Annotated in this window: 17 protein-coding genes; 12 read left to right on the top strand and 5 right to left on the bottom strand. The window is 64.2% G+C overall.

Annotated features, from left to right (window positions below):
- Positions 1-245 precede the first annotated feature (245 nt).
- From HV770_RS00630 to HV770_RS00620, 3 genes are all read right to left on the bottom strand, one after another.
- Positions 246-839 (bottom strand): BPSL1445 family SYLF domain-containing lipoprotein, encoded by a 594-nt coding sequence (locus tag HV770_RS00630; protein WP_175157642.1) that lies wholly within the window; start codon positions 837-839, stop codon positions 246-248.
- A 379-nt stretch (positions 840-1,218) separates the two neighbouring features.
- On the bottom strand, positions 1,219-1,668 hold the full coding sequence (locus HV770_RS00625; RefSeq protein ID WP_175157641.1) for a hypothetical protein: 450 nt from the start codon (positions 1,666-1,668) through the stop codon (positions 1,219-1,221).
- 264 nt (positions 1,669-1,932) lie between these two features.
- Entirely contained in the window at positions 1,933-2,226 is a 294-nt protein-coding gene (locus tag HV770_RS00620; protein WP_175157640.1) for a PsiF family protein, read from the bottom strand.
- Positions 2,227-2,663: 437 nt separating this feature from the next.
- On the opposite strand from HV770_RS00620, the gene HV770_RS00615 reads away from it, so the two are divergent.
- Positions 2,664-2,960, top strand: coding sequence for a YciI-like protein (locus tag HV770_RS00615; RefSeq protein ID WP_175157639.1), 297 nt, complete (start codon positions 2,664-2,666; stop codon positions 2,958-2,960).
- Positions 2,961-3,542: 582 nt separating this feature from the next.
- Positions 3,543-4,721 carry a transposase gene (locus HV770_RS00610; protein WP_175157638.1) on the top strand — a complete coding sequence of 393 codons (1,179 nt, stop codon included), beginning with the start codon at positions 3,543-3,545 and terminating at the stop codon, positions 4,719-4,721.
- A 97-nt stretch (positions 4,722-4,818) separates the two neighbouring features.
- Here the strand turns inward: HV770_RS00610 and HV770_RS00605 are convergent, their stop codons facing one another.
- Positions 4,819-6,366: a mannose-1-phosphate guanylyltransferase/mannose-6-phosphate isomerase gene (locus tag HV770_RS00605; RefSeq protein ID WP_281366187.1), complete on the bottom strand. Its 1,548-nt coding sequence runs from the start codon at positions 6,364-6,366 to the stop codon at positions 4,819-4,821.
- 653 nt (positions 6,367-7,019) lie between these two features.
- Here HV770_RS00605 and HV770_RS00600 point away from each other — a divergent pair.
- From HV770_RS00600 to HV770_RS00555, 10 genes are all read left to right on the top strand, one after another.
- On the top strand, positions 7,020-8,417 hold the full coding sequence (locus HV770_RS00600) for an undecaprenyl-phosphate glucose phosphotransferase (protein ID WP_175157637.1): 1,398 nt from the start codon (positions 7,020-7,022) through the stop codon (positions 8,415-8,417).
- 99 nt (positions 8,418-8,516) lie between these two features.
- Positions 8,517-9,977, top strand: a complete 1,461-nt coding sequence (locus HV770_RS00595) for a UDP-glucose dehydrogenase family protein (RefSeq protein ID WP_175157636.1) — start codon at positions 8,517-8,519, stop codon at positions 9,975-9,977.
- A 46-nt stretch (positions 9,978-10,023) separates the two neighbouring features.
- Complete coding sequence (locus HV770_RS00590; RefSeq protein ID WP_175157635.1) at positions 10,024-10,485, top strand: arsenate reductase/protein-tyrosine-phosphatase family protein; 462 nt, start codon at positions 10,024-10,026, stop codon at positions 10,483-10,485.
- A complete protein-coding gene (locus tag HV770_RS00585) occupies positions 10,485-11,699 on the top strand; it encodes a polysaccharide biosynthesis/export family protein (RefSeq protein WP_425497343.1) in 1,215 nt (404 codons plus the stop codon). Before HV770_RS00590 ends, HV770_RS00585 begins: the two co-directional genes overlap by 1 nt.
- A gap of 124 nt (positions 11,700-11,823) precedes the next feature.
- Entirely contained in the window at positions 11,824-14,022 is a 2,199-nt protein-coding gene (locus tag HV770_RS00580) for a polysaccharide biosynthesis tyrosine autokinase (RefSeq protein WP_175158006.1), read from the top strand.
- A gap of 60 nt (positions 14,023-14,082) precedes the next feature.
- Positions 14,083-15,006, top strand: a complete 924-nt coding sequence (locus tag HV770_RS00575; protein WP_175157633.1) for a glycosyltransferase family 2 protein — start codon at positions 14,083-14,085, stop codon at positions 15,004-15,006.
- 103 nt (positions 15,007-15,109) lie between these two features.
- Entirely contained in the window at positions 15,110-16,330 is a 1,221-nt protein-coding gene (locus tag HV770_RS00570) for a glycosyltransferase (protein WP_175157632.1), read from the top strand.
- 3 nt (positions 16,331-16,333) lie between these two features.
- A complete protein-coding gene (locus HV770_RS00565) occupies positions 16,334-17,812 on the top strand; it encodes a glucose-6-phosphate isomerase (RefSeq protein WP_175157631.1) in 1,479 nt (492 codons plus the stop codon).
- The gene (locus tag HV770_RS00560) at positions 17,809-19,038 is read left to right on the top strand and encodes a glycosyltransferase family 4 protein (protein ID WP_175157630.1); all 1,230 of its coding nucleotides are present in this window, start codon (positions 17,809-17,811) and stop codon (positions 19,036-19,038) included. The genes HV770_RS00565 and HV770_RS00560 overlap by 4 nt, the downstream gene beginning before the upstream one ends.
- A gap of 100 nt (positions 19,039-19,138) precedes the next feature.
- Complete coding sequence (locus HV770_RS00555) at positions 19,139-20,305, top strand: glycosyltransferase family 4 protein (protein ID WP_175157629.1); 1,167 nt, start codon at positions 19,139-19,141, stop codon at positions 20,303-20,305.
- 250 nt (positions 20,306-20,555) lie between these two features.
- On the opposite strand, the gene gmd is transcribed toward HV770_RS00555, so the two are convergent.
- Positions 20,556-21,611, bottom strand: coding sequence for a GDP-mannose 4,6-dehydratase (gene gmd / locus HV770_RS00550; RefSeq protein ID WP_175157628.1), 1,056 nt, complete (start codon positions 21,609-21,611; stop codon positions 20,556-20,558).
- Positions 21,612-21,675: the final 64 nt, after the last annotated feature.

Here is a 21,675-nt window from a genome sequence, read left to right as displayed (position 1 = left end):
TTACTGCTTCATGCTGAAGATTGCCTTGGCTCGCCGCCGGACTTTTGCGGCACAGGCCCGAAGGACAGCCTGAACGCGAGGATGAGCGGCGGCCGGCAGCCTGAACGAACCCGCCGCCGCGACGCTCCCGCCCGCCGCCCTGCAACCGCAGATCGCGCGGGCCTGCGTCTGACACGGCCGCCGCCGCTCACCCAACTGGGCGGATCAGACGCTTGCCCCGCAGACCTTCCAACCGGATAGCGCGCTCAGATCTTCAGGCGCGATACCTTGGTGCCCTGCAGTGACAGGTCGCCCATCAGACCGGCATTGGTCAGCACGAATACCTGGACCGGCGCGGTTGCCGTGGTCGTGTCGATTGAGCCGTTGGCGCCGACCTTCACCAGCGCGACCGAGGCGTCGCCGCCGACCGACCAGCCATCCGCATTGCGGAATTTGTCGAGCGAGTCCTGCGTCATGAACAGGAAGATGATCGCCTTCGATTGCGCGCCCGCCTGCAGGCCGAACGACCCGGAAACCGTACTGTAGTAGCCGACCGAGGCGCCGCCCACGCGCAGCGCTCCTTCGCCGTACTGGCCACCGACGATGAAGCCTGCTTGCAGAACCGATGGGAACACCAGCACGCCACGCGCCTTCGACACCAGTTCGCGCGAACCCTTCACCGTCGTGAAGAGGCGTGACAGCGTGCCGTCGACGGCGGCGTCGATCGACTGGCGCTTCGAGGCATTGGTGGCAGGCGTGTTGTTGTTGCTGCTGGAAGACGTGGTCGTACAGCCAGCGAGTGCAATGCCTCCGAAAGCGAGCGCAGCGGTAGTCTTCAACATGAAGTTTCGTCTTTGCATCGTTTTTCTCCGTGTAGTTCCGGGGCGCAACATGAGGGCGATGTCGCCGGGTTGCCTTTAAGTTATATCACAGGCGAGCGCCAACGCGCACTTCGCCGGCAGGCGTGAAGCCTTGTGTGACGGGGCTTTGCGGCTGATCGCAAGAGGGCGTGCTGTAATTTTGACCTGCCTTTGTGCCGGCCTGAAAGGGCCTGCGTGGCGTTTTGATGGGCATCCCAGGCGGGCTGCGTCGCGCGCGGCCGCACGTTGGTCAAACGCTCGGCGTCCGCCAGAAAAGTGCTTTTTACCGATTTTTGGGTCGAGCTCAGGCGTTGAAAATCGAAACGGAACTGTTGCCTGAACGCCGCATTCGATGAGTGGCAGGAAGGGCGCCGCCGCCTCATCCATGATTCGCCGGACTCTTGACCGGCGGCGGGCGCCGCAGTGCACGGCGCACCATGCCGATCAGCATGCCGATCAGCAGCAGCACGACCGCCGGCACCACCCAGTAGCCGACGAACGCATGCCACAGATACCCGATCAGCGTCGTGCGGCGCACGCTGTACTCGTTGCGTGCGTCCTGCTGGCGGGGCGCATTGGCGGCCAGCACGTCGGCGGGACAGCCCGCGGCCCGGGCTTCGTCGGGCTTGCCGTGGCAGCGCGCGGCCGCGCCGGCCGCGCGTTGTGCCGCGGTGAAATTCCAGGTGGTCAGCGCGCGGTCGAGGTCGACGGCGTTATATGCCATTTCCTCGCGGATCTCGCTGACCGCGACGATCGCCACGGGCACGGCCCAGAAAACGATGACGAGCAGCCACCGCCTCAACCAGCGGTTTTTATGCTTCGATACCATCCTTGCCTCCAATCGATGCTCAGCAGCACCAACGACAAGATGGCGGCCCGTCTAATGTTTGTATATGGGGGTGGGCCGTCTCCGCAGCCATCATAGAAGAAAACGGCGGGTTCAGGCGGTCGGACTGCGAAGGGGATGAGAGGCGAGGCAAGCGGGAGGCCGCGCGAGACATCAAAGCGGATGTTGGCGCGGCCGTGTTCAAGCAATCAGCGCCCGGTCATCATGCTAGTTGCATGACGCCGATGCGCTGCATTTCGGTCGTACTCAGTTAGCCGGCGTCGACGACAGGCAAGTCTTCATGAAGGCCTTGCGCTCGTCGCCATTCTTGCCGGTGGCTTGCGTGTTGCATACCTTCATTTTTTCCTGCTGGGTCATCGGCGCGGCGGCCGGCTTCGCGGACAGGCAGGTTTTCATGAACGCCTTGCGCTCGTCGCCTTTCTTGTCGCCGGCCTGCTTGTTACAGTCGGCCATTTTGGTTTGCTGGCTGTTCTGCGCGAACACCGGCGAAACGAGAACCGCGCCCAGCACCAGCGTAGCGATAGCGGATTGGATTTTCATGTGACACTCCATCGGTGGTGAAAACGTTTTTGGTCGTTCATGCGCGTGGGCGTCAACGGCATCCAGGGCCCCCCGGCACGTCCATTATGGCAAATGCTGTCTGCCTGAACGGACAAAAGCGCATTCCGGTTGACAGGTGCTCACGCTCGTTTTCCCTGACGCGACGGGGGCCGCACCGCCCGTCGCCGTTTGAAACGGGCGAATGAGGCCCGCATGGAAATATGTTATGCAATCCAGATCAATTAATTAAGCTTATTTCATGGAATCGACTTATCCACTATTTGGACCATTGATTGAAAGGTTGAAATGTATTCAGCATTGCTGCGAATGCAAATGAATAGTAAATCGGCATAAAATTCCAAGGTGAATCGGATCGGTGATGTTGGCGCCAACGCGCTGCGGTTTACCATCTCTAGCCAGCCATAGGAGGGCTCGCCATGCACTACCTGCTGATGTACGACTTCGTTTCCGACTACCTGGAACGGCGTCCGGCGTATCGGGACGAGCATCTGAAACTCGCGTGGGCGGCGTCGGAGCGCGGCGAACTGCTGCTCGCCGGCGCGCTCGCCGACCCTACGGACGGCGCGGTGCTGCTCTTCGAAAGCGACTCTGCCGCTACCGCAGAAGCCTTTGCCAGAAGGGATCCGTATGTGCTCGCCGGACTCGTGACGCGTTGGCGCGTGCGCGAGTGGACGACGGTGGTGGGTGAGAACGCCACCAAACCGACTCGCTAGAAGCGGGCCAACAGGCCTCGTCGAAGGGACCGCATCACGAGAAAGAGGGCGCATCGCAGGCACGGCGTGCGTCCATCGCAACCCCCTCATTTTGCGTCATGCATAGATTCAGTCAGCGCGACCGTCCGGTCGCGCGCCGGCCATTCCCGCGCTGCTATCACGCATTGAAATGCGCTTCAAAATACGTGTAGGATTGGTAAATCCTATTCGACCGCGATGCACGTTGTTGTGCTTTGCAATACAACGCTTCGCTGTGAGATTCCGTCAACACTAGTGTGACGGCAATGAGTGTAAAGACGCAGTGAAAAGGACAAGATTGTTTCTATCCGTAACACTTGTCTCAACTGTACTCACGCAAACCCTGGGATGGTATGCTTCGTGCACAAATTCTCCCATGCACGAGTGAGACCACGTTCTGTGCTTCGCAATAGGGACAAACCGCACTAAGTCAGGGCGGTATTGACCAGCCAACTGAACGTACCAAACATATTTGTGCAACCGAGGGCCGCACACGGATCGTGAAAGCTGAATCCGTGGCAGGTCCAACGCCGCGGCCAGGCCAGGCCGCGTGGAGAAAATCCAATGTTTTTCGATGAGCTAAGCAATGACGAATGGGCGCTGCTGGCAGCGCTTGTCTCCGATGAGCCGGCCGTCCGTCTGAACCGACGCGGCCGGCCCCGCGCCGAACCGCGTATCGTGGCGAATGCCGTCCTGTGGATTCTGACTACCGGCGAGCCCTGGTCGAAACTGCCGGGCCGCTATCCGTCGGGCCCCACGTGCCGTCGCCGGTTTGAGGAATGGCAACTGAACGGCACGCTGCTCGAGATGGTCCGGTTGTTGTCGCAGACCGGGCGCACTTTCGCGTACGTCCCCCAGCCGGCGCCGCCCGTCACGGCCAAACCCGCGGCGCCGGTCGCGGAAACACCCAGCATGCGCGACGAGAGTTTGCGCGGCGTGTCCTGGAAGAGTCCCGAATCGTGGCAGGCGCCGGGCGTGTCGAGCACGCTCGCCAACTGGCGCTCGGCTGATCCGATCGCCGATATGACGCGGCAATTGTCCGGCTTGGCGACAGCAACGCCGGTGGCGCGCGCGCCGGCAAGCGCTGCAACGTCCGCCACGCGTGCCGCTGTGTCTGCCGATTTCGGCGAAGCGGGTGCGGTCGGCACCGCGATGGGCCAGTTGAATTCGGCGATCGCGTCGGCACGTCACGCGCATGCGCCGGACGATCAGCGCAGCCCGTTGTCACTGAGCCTCGCGCCACGCGGCATGCAGATCGCCGGCCCGCACGGCTATCTGATCTACGTCGTGGCGGAGCAGGTGCCGAACGAGATGTATCGCGCGTGGGCGGAAATCATGAAGGACGGCAAGCGCGTCGAGCGTTCCGGCCTCGTCGGCCCGCGCTTCGCCGATGCGCACGAGGCTGAGCAGTACGCGCTCGACTGGGCGCAGCAGTGGATCGACCGGGAACGCGCGACGCAGGCCGCGGCCGAACCCGCGAACGCGGCTCGTGCGCCCTCGGTCTATGCACCTAGACAAACGGCACGTCCGTTGCCCGCCTTGCGTCACGTGCCGGAGCCGGTCGCGGTGAATCATGGCGCGCCGCTGCACGGTCCGCTCAATGCATTCCGTGGACCGTTGCGCCGTTATCCCGGTGAGGCGCCGGTCGCAGCCCCGCTATCGGACAGCAATAGCAGCACATCAGATCGCGCATCGGATCGCTTTTCGTCGACGTTTTCAGAACTCATCTCCCACGCGGGATGAGCACGGCGGCTACCTAGTTCAGCAGCACCCCGCGGCAGTCAGGAGCAACCGCCGCAGGTTCCCGCTTCATTCGTGGTGATTCAACCGTGTTGCCTGATCACTGGCGTCCATACGTGTCGTCGAAACGCACGATGTCGTCTTCGCCGAGATACGAACCCGACTGCACCTCGATCATTTCGAGCGGCATCTTGCCCGGGTTCTCGAGGCGGTGCGTGACGCCCAGCGGGATATAGGCCGATTCGTTTTCGGAGACGATAAAGCGCTCTTCACCGCGCGTGACGAGCGCCGTGCCGCGCACGACGATCCAATGTTCGGCGCGGTGATGATGCATTTGCAGCGAAAGGCGCGCACCGGGTTTCACGACGATGCGTTTGACCTGGAAGCGCTCGCCGGTATCGACGGAATCGTAGTTGCCCCACGGGCGATGCACCTTGCGATGGTTGGACGCTTCCAGCCCGCCTTCTTCGCGAATCCGGCCGACGATCTTCTTCACGTCCTGCACGCGCGACTTGTCGGCGACGAGAATCGCGTCGGCCGTTTCGACCACCACGAGGTCCTGCGTGCCGACGCAGGCAATCAGTCGTCCTTCGGAATGCGCGAAAGTCGACGATGCGCCTTCGAACATCACGCGGCCGCGGCTCACGTTGCGCTCGGCGTCTTTCTCAGAGATGTCCCAGATCGCGTCCCACGACCCCACGTCCGACCAGCCCGCCTGCAGCGGCACGACCACACCGGTGGCGACGCTCTGATCGGCGCCGAGCTTTTCCATCACCGCGTAGTCGATCGAATTCGACGGCGAAGCGCTGAACGCGTCGCGCTGCAGACGGAAAAAGTCGCCGTCCGCTTTGCCGCCCGCGAACGCAGCTGCGCACGCCTCGTAAATGGCCGGCTGGAAATGGCGAATCGCCTTCAGCCAGGTCGACGCGCGCATGATGAAGATGCCGCTGTTCCACCAGTACTCGCGCGATTCGACGTAGCGCTGCGCGAGTTCCAGATGCGGCTTCTCGACGAAGCGGTCGAGCTGATGCGCGGTGATCTTGCTGGATGCTTCGTCATCCGTAGCATTTGCCTGCGCGCCGAGCGCCGCGCCGATGCGAATGTAGCCATAGCCGGTTTCCGCGCGCGTCGGCACGATGCCCATCGTCACGATGTGCCCGGCCGCCGCGTGCTGCACGCCGGCGGCCACCGCCGCACGGAAGCCGTCGCTGTCGGTAACGGCGTGGTCGGCGGGCATCACGACCATGATGCCGTCGCTGTCCTGCGCGGCGATCGATAGCGCGGCCACCGTCAGCGCCGGCGCGGTATCGCGACCCGCGGGTTCGAGAATCAGCCGGGTCGGCTTGCCGCTCGTGCGCAGTTGCTCGGCGGTGGTGAAGCGCTGCTCTTCATTGGCCACCACGACCAGCTGCTCGGTGAGCGGGTAGCCGGATTCGAGTCCGTCGAGACGACGGGTGGTGGATTGCAGCAGCGAGTCTTCGCCAATCAGACCGATCAGCTGTTTCGGATGCTGTTCGCGCGACATCGGCCACAACCGCGTGCCGGAGCCGCCCGCGAGAATCACGGGGTGAACCTTGAATTTGACGTTCAGGGGCATAGCTTGCGTGGACCGGGTGTCGGCGGGTGTCGCCGTGACCGGAGCTGTCATGATGGACTCCTCGAGGCTGGGTGAATGCGACGAGTTTTATCATGAAGTCTGGAATCAATAAAAGCGCGTTAAATGAAAACTATATAAAAGCGCGCAATGAAAATATCCATTTCGTGTAGAAAAAATGTCCGTCAGATTTATAAAAAAGAAAAATTACCCGAAAAAAATCGTCGGCCATTTTTTTAACGGACATTGCGCGTCACAATGACGGCAGCAGATCGGACGTAAGCTTCGTAGGGAACCGCAGGGCGCGAGCGCATTCGCCTTAAAGACAGCCCTCGAGAGTGCCTTCAAAACCGCCAAAGTGCTCAATCCGGTAACAATTGCCGAACAAAACTCAGAAAAAATATCGAAACTTTGACCGATACAATTTGAGATATTTTGCGGTCTTGCAGTACGAATTTTAATATCGCTTTATCTATACCTGTAGAAGGGTATTCACTCATTTCGACATGAATTTTCCCATCCGGCCATTCAGGCATTTTCAGGTTGGGAAATGGAAGGGCAATCGCACCGGTTCAACCCAGTTTCGCGTCGCGCAGGTTTATTGCGGGACGCGCTCGACGGCGTGGTGTGCCCGTTTGGCGGACGGGGTGGCGACGGATTCAACCAACCAACGGATGGCACTTGACTGACGAACTGAGGGGCAGCGCATGCTGAGCGTTCTATCGAGAATCATCGACATCGCCATGGTCGCGCTCGGCGCGGCCATCGCGGCGGCCGTGCACAGCGGGAAGTTCGTGTGGCTGGACGATATGCAAAGCGTGTCGCTCGCGTTCGGCTGCCTGCTGGTGGTGGTGTTTTTCCCGGCGCTCGGCATCTATCAATCGTGGCGCGGCAAGCCGCTCTACGACCTGCTGTCGCGCGTGGCGGGCGGCTGGGTGATGGTCGAGATCACAGGCGTGCTGATCAGCTTCAGCCTGCACCGCTCGGACAGCCTGTCGCGGCTGTGGCTCGTGTATTGGGCGGTGGCCACCATCGTGCTGCTGATCGTCACCAAGGTGATCGTCTATTCGATCCTGCGCGGACTGCGCCGCGAAGGCTTCAATCAGCGCGCGGTGGCGATCGTCGGCGGGGCGCCGTATGGGCGCTTCCTGATCGAGCAGATGCGCAGCCGCCCGGAAGCGGGCTTCAGTCCGGTCGTGATGTTCGACGAGGACGGCACCATCAATCACTACGAAGACCCGGACGGGGGCGACGTGATCGAAGGCGTGCCGGTCGAGCGCGATTACCAGCGGATGATCCAGCTGGTGCGCCAGCGTGCGATCCGCGAGTTGTGGCTGGCGCTGCCGATCTCGAAGGAAAAGGCGATCCATCGCTTCGTGATGGACCTGCGCAACGACTTCGTGAACATCCGCTTCATTCCGGACGTGGGCAGTCTCACGCTGTTCAATCAGCCGATGGTCGAGCTGCTCGGCGTGCCGGCGATCAACCTGGCCGCCTCGCCGATCACCGATTTGCGCGTGCTGCCCAAGCGTGTGTTCGACCGCCTGTTCGCACTCGCCGCGTTGACCGCGCTGTCGCCGCTGATGCTGGTGATCGCGGCCATGGTGAAACTGAGTTCGCCCGGTCCGGTGTTCTTCCGCCAGAAGCGCAAGGGCATCGACGGCAATCAGTTCGAGATCTACAAATTCCGTTCGATGAAGCAGCACAAGGAAGAGGCCGGCACGATCACCCAGGCCACGCGCCGCGACCCGCGCATCACCGCGGTCGGCGCGTTCCTGCGGCGCACCAGTCTCGACGAACTGCCGCAGTTCATCAACGTGCTGCGCGGCGAGATGTCGGTGGTCGGCCCGCGCCCGCATGCGCTCGAACACGATGACATCTACAAGGATCTGGTGAAGGGCTACATGCACCGCTACCGGATCAAGCCCGGCATCACCGGATGGGCGCAGATCAACGGCTATCGCGGCGAAACCGACCGCATCGAAAAGATGATGGGCCGCGTCAAGCTCGATCTGTATTACATGCAGCACTGGACCTTCTGGCTCGACATCAAGATCGTCGTGCTGACGCTGTGGAAGGGTTTCGTTGGCAACAACGCTTATTGAATCCCGCGATCGAGTGCCGGTCATGCAACGCGACGCGCTGCACGACTGCACGCCCGAATCAACTCCACCGAATCAACTCCTTTTCTCGAGGTGCAACACATGAACCTGACGATCATCGGTAGTGGCTACGTAGGCCTCGTGACGGGCGCATGTCTGGCCGACATCGGCCACGACGTGTTCTGTCTCGACGTCGATCAGCGCAAGATCGACGTGCTCAACAACGGCGGCGTGCCGATCCATGAACCGGGTCTGCAGGAAATTATCGCGCGCAATCGCAAGGCCGGACGCCTGAAGTTCTCGACCGACGTCGAGGCCGCGGTCGCGCACGGCGACATCCAGTTCATCGCGGTCGGCACGCCCTCCGACGAGGACGGCTCCGCCGACCTGCAATACGTGCTCGCCGCCGCGCGCAATATCGGCCGGCATATGACGGGCTTCAAGGTGATCGTCGACAAATCGACGGTGCCGGTCGGCACGGCCTCGCGCGTGCGTGAGGTGGTCGCGGCCGAACTGGCCGCGCGCGACGCCACGCACATGTTCTCGGTGGTATCGAACCCGGAGTTCCTGAAAGAGGGCGCAGCGGTCGACGATTTCACGCGGCCCGATCGCATCGTGCTCGGCTGCGACGAGGACGTGCCCGGCGAAAAAGCGCGCGAACTGATGAAGCGCCTCTACGCGCCGTTCAACCGCAACCGCGAACGCACGCTGCACATGGACGTGCGCTCGGCCGAATTCACCAAGTACGCGGCCAACGCGATGCTCGCCACGCGCATCTCGTACATGAACGAATTGGCCAATCTGGCCGACCGCGTCGGCGCGGACATCGAAGCGGTGCGCCGTGGCATCGGCTCCGATCCGCGCATCGGCTACGACTTTCTGTATGCCGGTTGCGGCTACGGCGGCTCGTGCTTCCCGAAGGACGTGCAGGCGCTGATCCGCACGGCCGCGGACCACCAAGCCAACCTGCGCATTCTCGAAGCGGTCGAAGCGGTCAACGACACGCAGAAGCGCATCCTCGCGCAGAAGATCGTCGCGCGTCTGGGCGAGGACCTGTCGGACCGCACGTTCGGCGTGTGGGGCCTCGCGTTCAAGCCGAACACCGACGACATGCGCGAAGCGCCGAGCCGAGCGCTGATCGCCGAGCTGCTGCGCCGCGGTGCGCAGGTGAAGGCTTACGACCCGGTCGCGATGGACGAATCGAAGCGCGTGTTCGCGCTCGATCTGAAGGACGTGCCGCAGCAGCACGCGCGCCTCACGTTCGTGAAGGAGGAAATGGAAGCGGCCGAGGGCGTCGACGCGCTGGTGATCCTCACCGAATGGAAGGTCTTCAAGAGCCCGGACTTCGACGCGCTCAAGGAGATGCTGAAGATGCCGCTGATTTTCGACGGCCGCAATCTCTACGAGCCGGATGCACTGCTCGAACTCGGCATCGAGTATCACGCGATCGGCCGGCAGCACGCGCTGCGCAATGCGCCGGCGCGGGTCGGCGCGAACGGCCTGGCAGGCGCGCACGCGGACGTCGATACACGAGCGGTGAACGCCGCCGCCGCGAGCCTCTAGGCCGCCTGGCCACCCGCTCACCACGCGCCTCGTCAAGGAGCCTGCCATGTTCGCCAACGTTCTGATCGTGTGCCACGCCAACGTCTGCCGTTCGCCCGCCGCCGAAATGCTGTTCAAGGCGAAGCAGCGGGCGGCGTCGGAAGCAGGGCGCTACGCCGCGCCGATCGCGTTTCATTCGGCGGGCCTGCGCGCGATGAATGGCCACGCGATGGACCCGGTCATGCAACGCCTGCTCGCCGAGCAGGGCGTTGCCTCCGGCATCCATTACTCGCGCCGTCTGGACCGCACGCTCGTGCGAGCCGCGGATCTGGTGCTGGTCACCGAGCGCGCGCAGGTGAGCGACGTCGAAGCGCTCGATCCGGCTTCGCGCGGCAAGGTCTATCCGCTCGGCAAATGGGAAGACGATTCCGATGTCGCCGATCCGCACGGCGGCGAGGAAACCGCTTACAGGGAGAGTCTGGTGCTCATCGAACACCTGGTCATGGGATGGCTGAAAAAAATATGCTGATGCAAAAACTCACTGCAAACTCATTCGCAAACGTCAAGGCCTGCTTCGGTACGAAGTTCGCCGCGACACTTTTGCTGACGTCTTTTCTGTCGGCCTGCGCCACCGCACCGGGCAATTATCTCGACACGTCGCGCCTGAAAGAGGACGACCAGAATCGGCCCACCGAAACCTATCCGGTCCATCTGATCGACGGCAATCTGATCGCCGCACAGGCGCAGGCGGCCGCTTCGAAAATCCAGGTGCTGCCGAGCTCGACCCTGAGCGATCCGTCGCAGTACGTGTACCGTCTTTCGCCGCAGGACATTCTCGGCATCACCGTGTGGGATCACCCTGAATTGACCACGCCGCAGGGCAGTACGCTGTCCTCGGGCGGCAACACCACGCAGTCCATCGGCGGTGCGTTGCAGCAGCCATATACGGCTGCGCTGCCGGGCCAGGCCGATCCGTACGGCCAGACCATCGCCGCCGACGGCACGATCTTTTTCCCGTTCGTCGGCCGCATCAAGGCCGCGGGTAAAACCACCGGCGAGTTGCGCGAGCAGCTCGCGAGCGGCCTCGTGCGCTATATCCGCAATCCGCAGGTCGACGTGCGCGTGCTCTCGTATCGCGGCCAGAAAGTCCAGGTGACCGGCGAAGTGAAGACACCGGGGCCGCTCGCCATCAGCGACGTGCCACTCACGCTGGTCGACGCGATCACGCGCTCGGGCGGCACGAACCCCGACGCCGACATCCAGCGCGTGCGTCTCACGCGCAACAACAGGCTTTACACGCTCGACGCCGACCGCATGCTCGATCGCGGCGACACCACGCAGAACGTGATGCTGCAAAACGGCGACGTGATCAACGTGCCGGACCGCACCGACAGCCGCATCTTCGTGATGGGCGAAGTGAAGACGCCGATCCAGGTGCCGATCGTGCGCGGCCGCATGACGATCGCCGATGCGCTGACGCAGGGCGGCGGCATTCTGAACACCGACGCCAATCCGCGCCAGATCTTCGTGATGCGCGGCATGAAGGACCATCCGACCACGCCGGAGGTGTTCCGCCTCGACATGACGCAGCCGGACTCGATCATGCTGTCCTCACAGTTCCAGTTGCAGCCGCTCGATGTCGTGTATGTGGGCACCGCCGCTTCGACCACCTTCAACCGTGTGTTGCAGCAGGTCCTGCCGAGCGTGCAGACGCTGTTCTATCTGAAGCAGTTGACGCGCTGAACCTCTGAGCCCTAGACAGGCCCGCGCCGCGCCGCTCTCTTCATGGGCGCGGCGCGGGACCGAAGCAAAAACGCCGAAGCAACCGATACGGGATCGAATTGTGAGCAATCAAATCTCTCCACACATGGCCGGTCCGATCAAGACCGAAGAAGAGGACATCGTCCTCGGGCAACTGGTGCAGGTGATCATCGACGACATCTGGTGGCTGCTTGCAATCGCCGGCGTGATCATCGCGATGGCCGTCGCGTACTGCTACCTCGCGAAGCCGATCTATTCGGCCGATGCGCACGTGCGCGTCGAGCAGTCCGACAACACGTCGCAGGCGCTCACGCAGACGCAGACCGGCGCGGCGATCACGAGCGGCTCGACCTCGCTGCCGACCGATGCCGAAATCGAAATCATCAAGAGCCGCGGCGTGGTCGGTCCGGTGGTGCAGCAGTTGAAGCTGAACTTCAGCGTCACGCCGAAAACGGTGCCGCTGCTCGGCAGCATCGCCGCGCGCCTCGCCACGCCAGGCCAGCCGGCGCGTCCGTGGCTGGGGCTGACATCGTACGCGTGGGGCGGCGAATCCCTCGACCTCGATTCGATCGACGTGACGCCCGCGCTCGAAGGCCAGAAGCTGAACCTGCGCGTGATCGACGCGCAGCACTACGAGCTGTTCGCACCCAACGGCGCGCTGCTGCTGCGCGGCCAGGTCGGGCAACAGGCGCAGGGCGGCGGCGTGACGATGCTCGTGAACAGTCTGGTCGCGCGTCCGGGCCAGGAATTCACGGTGGTGCGCGCCAACGACCTCGACGCGATCACCGCGTTCCAGTCGGCCATCAGCGTGCAGGAGCAGGGCAAGCAGACCGGTGTGATCCAGATCTCGCTGGAAGACAAGAGCCCCGAACACGCGGCGCTGGTCGCCAACGCGCTCGCGCAGTCGTACGTGCGCCAGCACGTGTCGAACAAGCAGGAAGACGCGATCCGCATGCTCGACTTCCTGAAGAGCGAGGAGCCGCGTCTGAAGTCCGATCTGGAGCGCGCGGAAGCCGCATTGACCGCGTATCAGCGCCAGTCCGGCTCGATTAACGCGAGCGATGAAGCCAAGGTGTACCTCGAAGGCAGCGTGCAGTACGAACAGCAGATCGCCGGCCTGCGTCTGCAGATGGCGCAGTTGAACGAGCGCTACGGCGACGACCACCCGCTGCTCAAGGCCGCGCGTGAACAGATGGCCGAGCTGCAGGCGCAGCGCGCCAAATACGCGGACCGTTTCCGCGATCTGCCGGCCACCGAAGTGAAGGCGGTGCAGTTGCAGCGCGATGCGAAGGTCGCCGAAGACATCTACGTGCTGCTGCTCAACCGCGTGCAGGAGTTGTCGGTGCAGAAGGCCGGCACGGGCGGCAACGTGCATATCGTCGACGCCGCGCTGCGTCCGGGCGCACCGGTCAAGCCGAAGAAGATGCTGATCCTGTCGGCGGCGGTGATTCTCGGGCTGATCGCGGGCACCGGTTTCGTGTTCCTGCGCCGCAATATGTTCAAGGGCATCGACGACCCGGATCACATCGAGCGTGCGTTCCATCTGCCGGTGTTCGGGCTCGTGCCGCAAAGCGCCGAGCAGGCGCAACTCGAAAGCGCGTTCCAGCGCGGCGGCGAACGTCTGCGCTCGGTGCTGGCGAACGCGCGTCCCAAGGACGTGACGATCGAAAGTCTGCGCAGCCTGCGCACCGCGATGCAGTTCACGATGATGGACGCACGCAACCGTATCGTCATGCTGACCGGTCCGATGGCCGGTGTCGGCAAGAGCTTCCTGACGGTCAACCTTGCGGTGCTGCTCGCGCACTCGGGCAAGCGAGTACTGCTGATCGACGGCGACATGCGGCGCGGCGTGCTCGAACGCTGCCTGGGCGGGCCGCAGGATAACGGCCTGTCCGAATTGCTGAGCGGCCAGATCTCACTCGAAGAAGCGATCCGCAGTTCGAACGTGGAGAGCCTGAGCTTCATCGCGTGCGGCCGCCGTCCGCCCAATCCGTCGGAGCTGCTGATGTCGCCGCGTCTGCCGCAATACCTCGACGGGCTCGCCAAGCGCTACGACGTGATCCTGATCGACACGCCGCCGGTGCTGGCCGTGACCGATGCGTCGATCATCGGCGCGTATGCCGGCTCGACCTTCTTCGTGATGCGCTCGGGCATGCACAGCGAAGGCGAGATCGCCGACGCGTTGAAGCGCCTGCGCGCCGCTGGCGTGCACGTGCAGGGTGGCATTTTCAACGGTATGCCGGCGCGCTCGCGCGGCGGCTACGACCGCAGCTATGCCGCGGTTCAGGAATATCTGAGCACCTGAGCGCAGCCTGCGCTGCGCCCGTTCAGTCTCCAGCGCAACGAAGATAAAAAGGACATGACGATGAAAGTGACGGTACTGGTTCCGACATACCGCCGCCCGGCCGATCTGGCGCGCTGCCTCGCGGCGCTGCAACGGCAGTCGCGCGCACCCGACGAAGTGGTCGTGGTGGCGCGCGCCGACGACGACGCGACACATGCGTGTCTGCGCGATCCGGCGGTGCCGGGCAAGCTGCCGCTCGTGATCGCGCCGGTCGACGTGCCGGGCCAGGTCGCGGCGCTCAATCGCGGGCTCGACGCCGCGAGCGGCGACGTGATCGCGATCACCGACGACGACGCCGCGCCGCACGTCGACTGGGTCGCGCGGATCGCGGCCGCGTTCGAGAGCGACGCGCGTCTCGGCGCGCTCGGCGGGCGTGACTGGGTGCACGAGAAAGGCCGCGTGCTCGACGGCGAGCGGCGACGGGTGGGCAAGGTCACCGCGCACGGCAAGATCATCGGCAATCATCATCTCGGGGTCGGCGGCGCTCGTGAAGTCGACATCCTGAAGGGCGCCAACATGAGCTACCGGCGCGACGCGGTGCGCACGATCCGCTTCGACGCACGCCTGCGCGGCGCGGGCGCGCAGGTTCACAACGACATGGCGTTCAGCCTCGCGGTGAGAAATGCCGGCTGGAAGCTGATGTACGACCCGCGCGTGGCGGTCGATCACTTTCCCGCCGAACGTTTCGACGAAGACCGCCGCGACGCGCAAACCATGACGGCGTTGCGCAACGCCGCGTTCAACTTCCATCTGATCCTGCGTGACCAGTTGCCGCCGCTGCGCCGCGAGACTGCGTGGTGGTGGTGGACGCTGGTCGGCACGCGAGTCTATCCGGGACTCACGCATGCGGCGCTCGCGCTGGTGTCGAAGCAGGCGGGGCTGAAGCTCTCGCGCTGGCGCGCGGTGCGTACAGGCGCGCATGAGGCGCGCCGGGCGCTCTCGTGAGCGACCTCGCAAGGGCCACCACGTCCCCTATGTTCGCGCATCGGCCCCTGACCACCGTCAGGGCCGCCGATGCCTCTTTCCACCGGCAGAGCGGAGTGTCTGCATGAGTACGAAAGTTCACGTTCATCTGTTTTACGGCGCGGACCCGCGTTTTTACCGGCCGGGCGACAATATCGGCTGCCTATACGGCTATCACCACGCAGAGTCCGACGAGTTCAGGCTGACCTATTCGCAGGACGCGCGCGAAGGCAAGCCCGTGCGCCTCGCGCGCCGCGCGCTGAAGGCGCTGCTCGGCTTCGACTTCATCCACACGTGGCGCAACCGCGCCGAGATGCTGCGCGCCGACGTGATCTGGACGCACACCGAGCAGGAATGGCTGTCGGCCGCGCTGATGCTGCTGCTGAGCGGACGCAAGGCGGGCCCCGCCGCATCGCCGCTGCTGCTCGCGCAAAGCGTGTGGCTGCTCGACAAGTGGCCCTCGTACGGGGTTTTTCGTAGCTGGCTGTATCGCAAGCTGATGAGCCGCGCCGATCAGTTGACCACGCTCGCGAGCGAAAACGCCGAGCTGTGTCAGCGCTATTTCGGCCGCGACGCGCGGCCGCTGCTGTACGGCCTGAACACGCACGACTTTCCGGTCAGCGCGCCCGCGCAATGGACGCCGCATACGCCGCTGCGCATCGCCGCGATCGGCAACGATCGCGACCGCGACTGGGGGACGCTCATCAAGGCGTTCGGCAACGACTCGCGCTACACCGTGAAGCTCGCGACGCGGCGGCGAATTCCCGCGTCGCTGCGCGCACCGAATGTCGAGATCGCGCTGTTCTCGGGTATCAGGAAGCAGCACGAACTATATGACTGGGCCGACGTGATCGTCGTGCCGCTGCGGCCGAACTCGCACGCGTCGGGTATCACCGTGATGCTGGAAGCGGCGGCGCTCGGCAAGCCGATGGTGGTGACGAACGTCGGCGCGCTGCAGGATTATTTTCCGGCGGATGAAGCGGCCTATATCCCGCCGTTCGATCCGCAGGCGCTGCGCGACGCGGTGGACCAGTTCGTCGCGTCGCCAGCCGCGGCGTTGCGCCAGGCCCAGGCGGCGGCTGCCGGTTTGCTGTCGCGCGATCTGACGACGCAACACTACGCGATGCAGCACGCGCGAATCACGCGCGACATGCTGCGCGCGCGTGCGCAGGGTCAGACGCAAACGCAACAGCAAACGCAGGCACAGGCACACGCGCAAGGGCACATGCAAGCAACCCAGGCTCACGCACCGCAGCAGGCACAACCCGCCCGCGCTGCCGCGCGCGAATCACGCGGAGGCCTCTGAACGATGTCGACGATCGCGCGAGCCCACGCCACCGACGCCGCCCCAAAAGGGACGGCCCGGCTGCTGTCCGGCGGCCCGCAGGAATGGCTGCCGCCGCTGTTGCTGTGGCTGATCACAGCGGTGCTGATCGTCGCGCATCAGGGCACGGTGCTCACGCTCGCGTTCCCGGTGCTCGCGATCTTCACGGGCCTGTGGCTGTACTTCAAGAGCCCGGCGCGCTACATCGGCTTCATGTGGTGGTTGTGGTTCCTGAGCCCGGAAGTGCGGCGTCTGGCCGACTGGTCCAAAGGCTCGTTCACGCCGACCAGCCTCATCCAGGTCGCGCCGCTGGCGGTCACGATGATCAGCGCGCTGTCGCTGCTGCGTTACTACAAGCTGCTCGCGCAGCGGCGCGGCCTGCCGGTGCTGCTGGTCCTCATGGGGCTCGCCTATGCGTTCATGGTCGGCGTGATGTCGAGCGGGCCGCTCGCGGCCACCTACGACCTTGCCAACTGGCTGTATCCGATCCTGATCGGTTTTCACATCATGGCGCATACGCGTCAGTATCCGCAGTACCGCGACACCATCGTCAACACGTTCATCTGGGGCATGCTGGTGATGGGCGGCTACGGCCTGATCCAGTTCTTCATCATGCCGCAGTGGGACGCGCTGTGGATGCTCGGCTCGCAGATGAACTCGCAAGGCGACCCGGTGCCGATGGGCGTGCGCGTATTCAGCACGATGAATTCGTCGGGACCGTTCGCGTTCGCGATGATGGGCGCGATGGTCTTCGTGATGGCGGCCACCCACCGCGTGCGCTGGATCGCCGCGGCGCTCGGCTTCTTCTCGTTCGCGCTGAGCCTCGTGCGCTCGACCTGGGGCGGCTGGGTCATCGCGCTCCTGATCCAGCTCGTCAAGTCGAATAACAAGGTGCGCTTGCGCATCGTCGCGAGCGCGGTGCTGCTGGCCGGGCTGTGCGTGCCGCTGCTGGCGGTCGGCCCGGTGGCCGAGCGGATGCAGGCGCGCCTGAGCACCATCGTCAACCTGAACGACGACCAGAGCTACGCCGCGCGCAACGAGTTCTACGCGACCTTCGCGAAGACCGCGTTCACGGATGTGGCCGGCGAGGGGATGGGCGCCACCGGCACCTCGACCAAGCTGTCCAACGACGGCGGTCAGCTGGGCCAGTACGGCAACTTCGACAGCGGCGTGATGAACATCCCGTTCGTGCTCGGCTGGCCCGGCACGTTGCTCTACATGTCGGGCATCGTCTGGCTGCTCATGCGCGCGGTGCTCGCGTCGTTCAAGTTGCGCGACGACAAGTTCGTGTCCGCGTGCCTGAGCCTGAGCCTCGCGACCTTCGCGATGCTGGTGTTCACCAACTCGCTGGTCGGCACCGGCGGCCTGCTGCTTTTCATGAGTGTTTTTTCGATTCTTTCCGCGGTCCATCACGACAAGATGAACCGCCGACGCACGCTATTTCTCCACGGAGGCACGGATTGAGAGTCGCCATTGTCACGCACGTAGTGCGCCATAACGACGGCCAGGGGCGCGTCAACCACGAGATCGCGCGTGCCGCCCTCGACGAGAACATCGGCGTCACGCTGGTCGCGTCGCACGTCGCCCCCGAGCTGCTCGCGCATCCGAACGTCCGCTGGGCGCCGGTGAAAATCGGCCGCTGGTGGCCCACCAATCTGCTGCGCCAGCAGGTGTTCGCGTTCAAGAGCGCGATGTGGCTGCGCGCGCACCGCCGCGAATACGACGTGCTGCACGTGAACGGCTTCATCACGTGGATGCCCGCGGACGTCAATACGTCGCATTTCGTGCATAGCGGCTGGTTCGGCAGCAAGTACTACCCGTTCGGTCTCACGAAGGGGATGTGGTCCGCGTATCAGTCGGTGTATACGCGCTGCAATGCGCTGCTCGAGCGCTGGGCCTACCGGCGCTCGAAGGTGATCACGGCGGTGTCGCAAAAGGTCGCCGACGAAATCCGCGCGATCGGGCTCACGCCACGTAACCGCGTCGAGGTGATCTACAACGGCGTGGACACGCAAGGTTTCGCGGCGGCCACGGGCAATCGCGAGAAATTCGGCTTGCCGAAGCACGCATTCCTGCTGCTGTTCGTCGGCGATCTGCGCACGCCGCGCAAGAATCTCGGCACTGTGCTAGCCGCTTTGAAGCACTTGCCTGAGCACGTGCAGATCGCGGTGGCCGGCTTTTTGCCGGGCAGTCCGTACCCCGAACAGGCGAAGGCGCTCGGTATCGCGCACCGCGTGCATTTTCTCGGCCTCGTGAAGGAGATGCCGGTGCTGATGCATTCGGTCGACGCGTTCGTGTTTCCTTCGCGCTACGAAGCGATGAGCCTCTCGCTGCTCGAAGCGATGGCGGCCGGCTTGCCGGTGGTTACCGCGCGCACCGCGGGCGGCGCCGAAATCATCACGCCCGATTGCGGGATCGTGCTCGACGATCCGGACGATCCCAAGGCGCTCGCCGGCGCGGTCGCGCGTCTCGCGGATAACGACGAAGCGCGCCGCGCGATGGGCGTCGCCGCCAATCAGCTCGCCACCGGCTTCGGCTGGGCGCGCATGGCCGAGCAATATATCGCACTGTACCGGCAGTTGGCCGGGCAGCAGGAAAACCGCCGGCGCAGCGAAGCGGAAGCGGCAGCGGTCGCGAAGACCGACGCGCTGACGCTGAACACGCTGGCCGGACAGAAGAGCGCGGAATGACGGATGCCGTAGCGGCGCGGCGCGTGTTGCGCCACGCCACGCATTCGCGGCGTTCAGCGCTTCATCGACACAACTCTCAGAACGCACAGGGGCAACAACCATGACGACGAGCTCAATCAAATCGCTGCAGATCGGGATGCACTGGTTTCCCGAACGCGCGGGCGGCCTCGACCGCATGTACTACTCGCTGATCGGCGCGCTGCCGGGCGCGGGCGTCGCGGTGCGCGGCGTGGTGGCCGGCTCGCCGAAAGTGGCGGCGGACACCGGCGGCGCCATCAACGGCTTCGGCTCGGCCGCGCAATCGCTGCCGTTGCGGCTGATGGCGGCACGCCGTGCACTGCGCCAGGAAATCAGCACTTCGCGCCCGGACGTCATCTCCTCGCACTTCGCCCTTTACACGTTTCCGGGACTCGACGTGACACGCGGCATTCCTCAGGTGTCGCATTTTCAGGGGCCGTGGGCCGACGAGAGCCACGTCGAAGGCGCCGATTCGCTCGGCCAGCGTGCGAAGCGCTATCTGGAGCAGTCCGTGTATGCGCGCTCGTCGCGGCTGATCGTGCTGTCGGAAGCGTTCGGCAAGATTCTGACCTCGCGCTACCGGATTGCGCCCGATCGCGTACGCGTGGTGCCCGGTTGCGTCGACGTCGAGCAGTTCAATCTGCCGATCACGCCGGCCGAGGCGCGCCTGAGGCTGCAATTGCCGCAGGACCGGCCGATCGTGCTGGCGGTGCGCCGCCTCGTGCGCCGCATGGGTCTCGAAGATCTGATCGACGCGGTGAAGTTGCTCAAGCGCAGCGCGCCCGACGTGCTGCTGCTGATCGCGGGCAAGGGGCGGCTCGAAGGCGAGTTGCAGGCGCGTATCAGCGAAGCGGGTCTCGAGGACAACGTGAAGCTGCTCGGCTTCGTGCCCGATCAGCATCTGGCGGCGTTGTATCGGGCGGCGAATATCAGCGTGGTGCCGACGGTCGCGCTCGAAGGCTTCGGTCTCATCACCGTCGAATCGCTCGCCTCAGGTACGCCAGTGCTGGTGACGCCGGTCGGCGGCCTGCCTGAAGCGGTGGCGGGGTTGTCGCCGAATCTGGTGCTGCCGGAGACCGGCGCGCAGGCGATTGCCGATGGCCTTGCCGGCGCGCTGAACGGCTCGCTCAAGTTGCCGGATGCGGATGCGTGCCGCCGCTATGCGCGTGAGAACTTCGATAACGCGGTGATCGCGAAGCGTGTGGCGTCGGTGTATAGCGAGGCGATTGGGGCGGGTGAGGTGCACTGAATTGCTGGGGCGATGAGCTTGCCGCGCGTGCGCTGACGCGGCAGTCTCTCGCCCCACTTGTGGTTCGCCGCATCACGCTCGGGCCGAAGAGCGTGGCGCAGCGCAGCTCGCTTCGTCCAGGAAGCAAAAAGACGCGAGGCCTGAATCACGACGATCAGGCCTCGCGTCTTTTTGCGTAGACGTGCTTTACCGACGATCCCTGGCGCGGCTGCACGCGGCCGTCGCTGCGGCCGCGCATCCTCACATCGGCTCAGAACGTCTCGTGATGCTCGTTGCGGCCAATATCGGCATGAACCATCATGTGGCACAACTGTTCGAGCGTGGTCCGCGGCTGCCAGCCGAGCGTCTCGCGTGCCTTGTCCGCGCTGCCGATCAGCAGGTCCACCTCGGCCGGGCGATAGAACTTAGGATTCACGCGCACCAGCGTCTTGCCGGTCGCGACATCGATACCGGTCTCGCGCTCGTCCTTACCCGACCACTCGATCTGATAACCCGCAGCGGTGAACGCCATGCGCACGAAATCGCGAACCGTCTCGGTGCGGCCGGTGGCGAGCACGAAGGTATCCGGCGTATCGGCCTGCAGCATGCGCCACATCCCTTCGACGTATTCGAGCGCGAAGCCCCAGTCGCGCTGCGCGCCCAGATTGCCGAGTTCCAGCACGTCCGCTTTGCCGAGCTTGATCTTCGCGACCGTGTCGGTGATCTTGCGCGTGACGAACTCGCGGCCGCGCAGCGGCGATTCGTGATTGAACAGAATCCCGCTGCTGGCGAACAGGTTGTACGACTCGCGATAGTTGATGGTCGACCAGTGCGCGAACAGCTTGGCGACGCCATACGGGCTGCGCGGATAGAAGGGTGTGCTCTCGCGCTGCGGAACCGCCTGCACGAGGCCGAACATCTCGGAGGTCGACGCCTGGTAGAAGCGCGTCTTCGGGCTCAGAATGCGCAGGCCTTCGAGCAGATTCAGTGCGCCGACGCCGGTCACTTCGGCGGTGGTCACGGGCTGATCGAACGAGACGCCGACAAAGCTCTGCGCGGCGAGGTTGTAGAGCTCGTCGGCCTGCGCGCCTTCGAGCAGGCGCAGCGTCGAGCCGAGGTCGGTCAGATCGTGCTCGACCAGACGCAGATTCGGATGATCGAGCACGCCGAGCTCACGCATGCGCCAGAAATTGACTGAGCTCGTGCGCCGGTACGTGCCGGTCACGTGATAGCCCTTTTCGAGCAGCAGTTTGGTCAGATAGGCGCCGTCCTGTCCGGACACGCCGGTGATGATCGCTTTGCGTGGTTGGCTGTGTGGTTGGCTCATGGCTTGCCTTCGATATTGGTAAAAGAAAAAAGGAAGAAGCGTTCGCACCCGCCAGGGCGCATTT

It is taken from the genome of Paraburkholderia fynbosensis, assembly GCF_902859935.1.
GTDB lineage: Bacteria > Pseudomonadota > Gammaproteobacteria > Burkholderiales > Burkholderiaceae > Paraburkholderia > Paraburkholderia fynbosensis.
The sequence above is the reverse complement of the archived record's forward strand: the minus strand, read 5'-3'. Positions and strand labels throughout refer to the sequence as shown.